Genomic DNA, 5,423 nt, shown 5'->3' on the forward strand with positions numbered 1-5,423 from the left:
GACCGGCCGCTCCCGGGCCACCCACTACCGCCGGCTGCGGCCCCCGCCCGAGCAAAAGCCCAGGAAACCGCAGGTCCAGCCCTCGGCCCTCACACCCGAGGAGCGGGCGGCAGTCCTGGAGCTGATGAACTCGGGCGAGTACGCCGAGCTGCCGCCCGCGCAGATCTGGGCCCGCGAGCTGGATGCCGGGCGCTACCACTGTTCCGTCTCCACGATGTACCGGATCCTGCGTGAGAAGGGGCAGTCCGGCGAACGCCGCCGCCAGGCCACTCACCCGGCGAAGACGGTGCCCGAGCTGGTCGCCACCGGGCCCTCGCAGGTGTTCACCTGGGACATCACCAAGGCGGCCGGACCGGCCAAGGGCGTCTGGTATCACGCCTACGTCATCATCGACATCTTCAGCCGCTACATCGTCGGCCACACCGTCGAGGCCGCCGAATCAGCCACACGGGCCGAGGAGTTGATCCGGGAGACCATCGTCCGCAACGGCATCGTGCCCGAGACCGTGCACGCCGACCGCGGCACGTCGATGACCTCCAAGAAGGTCTCCCAGCTGCTGATCGACCTCGGGGTGACAAGGTCGCACTCGAGGCCGAAGGTCTCCAACGACAACCCCTACAGCGAGGCCCACTTCAAGACCGTGAAGTACATGTCCGACTACCCCGAGCGGTTCGATTCGCTGGCCCATGTCCGCGAGTGGTTCGAGGCGTTCATCGCGTACTACAACCACGAACACCGGCATTCGGGCATCGGCTGGCACACGCCCGCCAGCGTGCACTTCGGCACCGCCGAGGAGGTCCGCGACCATCGGGCCGTCACCCTCGCCGACGCATACGCCCGCCATCCCGAACGCTTCGGCCGACGCCCCCGACCACCCCGGATACCCCAGCAGGCGTGGATCAACGACCCGGCCAAGCGCCTCGAGCCCGCAACACAAACCTCATAGCATCACGACCGTCTCACTGGACTTGAAATCTTCCGCTGGCGAACCGCTCCCGCAGCCCGACCTCACCGCTCGGCACGGGCGCCTCCTGCTCCCCTGCGGAAGTGAATACGACCGCATACTCCTCGAAGCCCTCGCTGGCGCCCCATGCCCCTCGCTGCATCGCCTCCTCGTGCCGTTCCCGAGAATCCTCCCGCCCCCGCGACCATTCCCGCAGGTGACAACCCAAACAAACATCCCTCACAACTCCCCCACCCCTAGATAAAGGGCCTGCGGGCTCACGATGAAGAGGCCGTGGAACTGCTCGCCATCCCGCAGGAGCCGCAGAAGGACATGGCGCAACCGTTCGTGAACATCGGCGCAGCGCCCGAGGAAGGCGGGGAAGAATCGCGTCTGCTGCTGCGATTTGCGGCCCCCAGGGACCCGGTGATGGTCGCGGAGTGGGTGTCCTTCAACGTGATCGACACGGAGAAGCAAGACTGGGCGCGTGGCTGGGCAAAGCTGAAGGCGTACACGGAGCGTGAGGGGCACGCCCGGGTTCCGTACGGGCACAAGGAAGGCGTCTACCCCCTGGGACAGTGGGTCGCAGAACAGCGACGGGCATACGGAGCCGGGCAGATGACCGGCAAGCGCGCCCGGCGACTGGAGAAACTGGGCATGGTCTGGAGCCTGGCCGATGAGCGGTTCCAAGAGAACCTGGAGGCCGCGAAGGCGTACCACGAGGAGCACTGGACGCTGTGCGCGCCCCGGACCGCCACCGCGCTGGACCGGCCCATCGGGCAATGGCTGTCCAACCTCCGCCGCCCCGGCGCCCTGGACGACCACCCCGAGTGGGAGGCCGCGCTCCAGGCGATCGACGAGCACTGGAACCCGTCATGGCCGGCCGACTGGCAACGGCACTACGCCGCACTGCGTGAACTCGTGCGCGACGAAGAAGGCCCGGCGGAGGTCCTGCCCGGGTTCACCGTGCACGGGATGGACGTCGGGAAGTGGCTCGCCCGGCAGCGTAAACCCGAAGTCTGGGCGGCCCTGGCAGAGGGGCAGCGCGAACGCCTGGAAGCCATCGGCGTCACGCCGCTGCCACCGCCACCGGAACCCGAAGCGCTCGCGAAGCCATCCAAGACAGCCTTGGGGGCCTTCGAGCGTGGCGTAGCGGCCCTGGCACAGTACAAAACCCGCACCGGCTCCCTGACCGTCCCTCGGACCCACGTAGAGACGATCGTGGTCGACGGCCAAGAACACGCCGTGAAGCTAGGGGTGTTCCTGTCGAACACGAAGACCAGGCGCGCCAAGCTCACCGCCGACAGGCTCCAGACCCTCGCCGACCTCGGACTCCACTGGGCGGTGGCGTAACCCCGTCGGAGGCCATGTGAGGGTCCGTGCCGGGGCAGTCGGCACGGACCCTCTGCGCGTCTCGCGGCCACGTTGCTCTCAGGCGCCGGTCCCTCGGGCGCGGGCGGTCAGCGTGGCTTCGTTCACGTCGAGCGGGTTCCGGCGGCGTTTAGTGATCGTCGGCCCTCCGGATGCTCACGGGAAATGACGGCAGCCGTGTTCCGGCGCCGAGCGTCGCCCCGACCGGCCGGTACCGGCCGGTCGGCCACCGTCATCGAGGAGGGCCGGGACTGTCCTCGATGAGCGGCGTCCTGGCCAGCGCCGCCTGACGGCAGGGGTGGTCGGCGGCTAGCTCAGAGGCCGGGTGAAGAACCGGGCCGCGGCGTCCCCCGGGAACTGCGGGACGCCAGTGTGCCCGCCCATATTGGCGTGCAGGGACTTCTCCTTGGAGCCGAAGGCGTCGAACAGGTCCAGGGCCGCCTGCCGGTCGTCAGGGTGGCTGTGTCGACGACCTCGACCAGGGCAGTGGTGATGCCGAGTTCGGCTACCGCGTAGGTATTTCCGTCCTGTTTAGGCAGGTCGCCAGGACCCTCCGGTGTCTGTCCCTTCGCCCTCTTCCGGATTCCAGTTGGTTTCCTTGATCTCTGTTAGCAGTGCCTCTCGCTGCTCACAGGACATGGAGTCCTCGTTGATGCTGTGCATGCCCCAAGGGATGGGACACGGCCCCTCATGGTTGGGATCGGGGCAGAGTACTTCAGCCAGGCGGTCCATCAGCTCTTCGTGGTGAGCCGGCGTGGCGATGAGCGCAATCTTCACCTGCCAGAGCCTGGGCTGCTCCGAGGAATCTTTGGTGGGGTCGGACATGACGGTTGTCCTCGTCTCTGAGAGCGGAGAGTGTACTGCGCCGACGCGGGCCCGGGCATGGGCACCGCGTCGGCATGAAGTCCAGCGGTTCCTCTCGGGACGTTTCGCCCGAGAGGAACCGCCATGTGAGGGGCCAGACACAACAGAGTGCCCGTCAGCCCAGTGGATCAGGGACTGCAGCCGCAGAAGCTGCCGGAGGTACCCCTCCAGACTTCACTGCGGAAGAGGACGCCCCCCGAGTAGTAGTTGGCGCTTCGCATCCAGTTGGGAACGTTGTGCCAGTGCATGTGGCGCGGACTGTAATTGCTGTCCAACCACTGACGGAGCCTGTTCTTGGTGCAGTCGTATGGCTTGCAGTGCCGGGCGTAGCAGCCCCGGGGAGCCTGGTGCACTGCGTCTCGCTTGGCTTCGGTGGCCGCTTGTCTCTCGCTGTCTCCCGATCCTGCACCCCAGACGAATCCGGTGCAATGCGCTCCTCGCCCGGCCAGCTGGCACTTGGCCTTGCACTTCCACTTACGGCCGTCGAGGTCGTTCTTGTTAATGGGGTCGCCGGGGTATCCATAGCGGTTGTCGCCACCACCGAAGACCGGATCCACGGAGAGGAAGCGGCCGGTCGTCGGCTCGTACAGCCGAATGCCCATGAGCATCTGGCCGGTAACCGTCTCCGCGGACCGCTGTCGGACACCCAGCCACCCGTACCGGGGTACCGTCCCGTCGTTCCGCGCGTTGCCGTACTCGTCCGTGTCAAGCGCCATTGGTGCCACAGAGGAGTCCAGGGGCAGTTGCAGCGCGATGTCACCATGGACCGTCGAGAGCTGGAGCACGGTATCGCCAGCAGCGCTGGTCGTGGCTGCGAGCCCACCCTCAAGGGCAGAGACGTTGCGCGTGACAGCACCGGTCGTGGCATCCTCCACGATCCACCGCGGACTGTCGGAGTCGCAGTCGTAGTGGTTCGTCTTGGTGCCCAGTTGCGTCCATGTTCCTGAGGTCTTGTCCTCCACGGTCCAGAGGCGGAAGCGCAGTGCAGCGTCAAGGTTCCAGGTTTGCCGTTGGGTGGCCGTCGTCAGCTGCCGCGCTATGTCATTTGCAAAGTAGCCGACAGTGACGGAGCCCGGCAGGGTGGTGGTCCGGCCGAAGGCGTCGTAGGCGTTACCGGTGCCCGCGACGCGGTCGGCCGAGTCATACGTCGTGGTGACGGTCGTACCGCCCGAGGCCGGACAGTCCCCGCCCGGTCCGCCCGTTGCTGTATTCAGTGTCTTGCGGTTGGTGCGGGCGTCGAACGTGTATGCGCGGCGGGTACAGACAGTATCCGCCGTGTCCTCGACCGCGGACAGGCGGCCCACTGCGTCGTACGTGTAGTTCTGGTCGGACCAGCCTGAGTTGTGCGTGGTCTGGTCGTGTACGGACTCAGTGACGCTGTTGCTGTAGACGAGTACGCCGTCGCTGTCGCGGGTGTAGGTGCGCTGTACCGGCGTACCCGCGGTGTCCGTGCGTACCTCCAGGGAGTAGCCACCGGGCAGCTTCTCGCCGACCAGCGCACCGTCGGGATCGTAGGTCCCCGAAAAGGCGCCGGCGGCGGAGTCCGTGATCTTCGTGGCGAGGCCGCGCGGTTCCGCGCTGTGGTCGTAGGTGTAGGTCTGGGTGGAAGGCACACTGTCGGCGACCTTCACCGGCCGGTCAAGCAGGTCGTACTCGGTGGTGGTCGTGCCACCGTCGGCGTCCTTGTACGAGATGAGGCGCCCGAGCGTGTCGTAGCTCTTGCTGATCGTCCCGCCGGACGTCGAGGTGATGGAAAGGACACGACCCGTGGCAGCGTCGTACGTGGTCGTGGTGGATGGCACGACCTGGCCCAGGCCGCCGGTGACCGTGACGGTGGAGACACGGCCCGCGCTGTCGTAGGTGGTGGTGGTGGTCCGGGTGGTGCCGTTGGCCGTGTTGGTGATCGACGTGGTGTTGCCCCAGGAGTCGTACTCGTAGGTGCTGGTGGCCAGTTGACTGGGGTTGCTGCCGCCGCCGGTGATGGCACCGCCAGGACCGGAGGAACAGAGAAGGTCCGCCCACTCGGGGCGGCCCATGCAGGTACCGGTTCCGGTAGCGGACCAGTAGGTGATCACCTGCGTGGCGGCATCCGTCCCGGTCGCACCGGGCGGGATCTCCTTGGTTACCTGACCTTTGTCATCGTACTGGTAGCTAGACGAGTCATTCCGAATGCTGACGGTGCGTTTGGGAACGCGGACAGGGCGTCCAAGATCGATCTGTGACGAGTGACCTGGACGCCCTGCTC

Annotated in this window: 4 protein-coding genes and 1 pseudogene; 2 read left to right on the forward strand and 3 right to left on the reverse strand. The window is 66.8% G+C overall.

What is annotated here, in order from left to right:
- Both ACWEK3_RS41950 and ACWEK3_RS41955 read left to right on the forward strand, forming a co-directional pair.
- The coding region (locus ACWEK3_RS41950) for a transposase (protein ID WP_453252218.1) at positions 1-946 on the forward strand (946 nt) is incomplete at its 5' end.
- Positions 947-1,237: 291 nt separating this feature from the next.
- Positions 1,238-2,296 (forward strand): helicase associated domain-containing protein, encoded by a 1,059-nt coding sequence (locus tag ACWEK3_RS41955; protein ID WP_453252219.1) that lies wholly within the window; start codon positions 1,238-1,240, stop codon positions 2,294-2,296.
- Positions 2,297-2,623: 327 nt separating this feature from the next.
- On the opposite strand, the pseudogene ACWEK3_RS41960 reads toward ACWEK3_RS41955, so the two are convergent.
- The 3 genes and pseudogenes from ACWEK3_RS41960 to ACWEK3_RS41970 form a co-directional block, all read right to left on the reverse strand.
- A pseudogene (locus ACWEK3_RS41960) lies at positions 2,624-2,767 on the reverse strand (alpha/beta hydrolase); the annotation flags it as partial.
- Positions 2,768-2,845: 78 nt separating this feature from the next.
- Positions 2,846-3,139 carry a hypothetical protein gene (locus ACWEK3_RS41965; protein ID WP_450547747.1) on the reverse strand — a complete coding sequence of 98 codons (294 nt, stop codon included), beginning with the start codon at positions 3,137-3,139 and terminating at the stop codon, positions 2,846-2,848.
- Positions 3,140-3,306: 167 nt separating this feature from the next.
- Positions 3,307-5,423: RHS repeat-associated core domain-containing protein (locus ACWEK3_RS41970; protein ID WP_453252220.1), on the reverse strand; the 2,117-nt coding region annotated here is incomplete at its 5' end.

This window comes from Streptomyces sp. NPDC004721 (genome assembly GCF_053601495.1).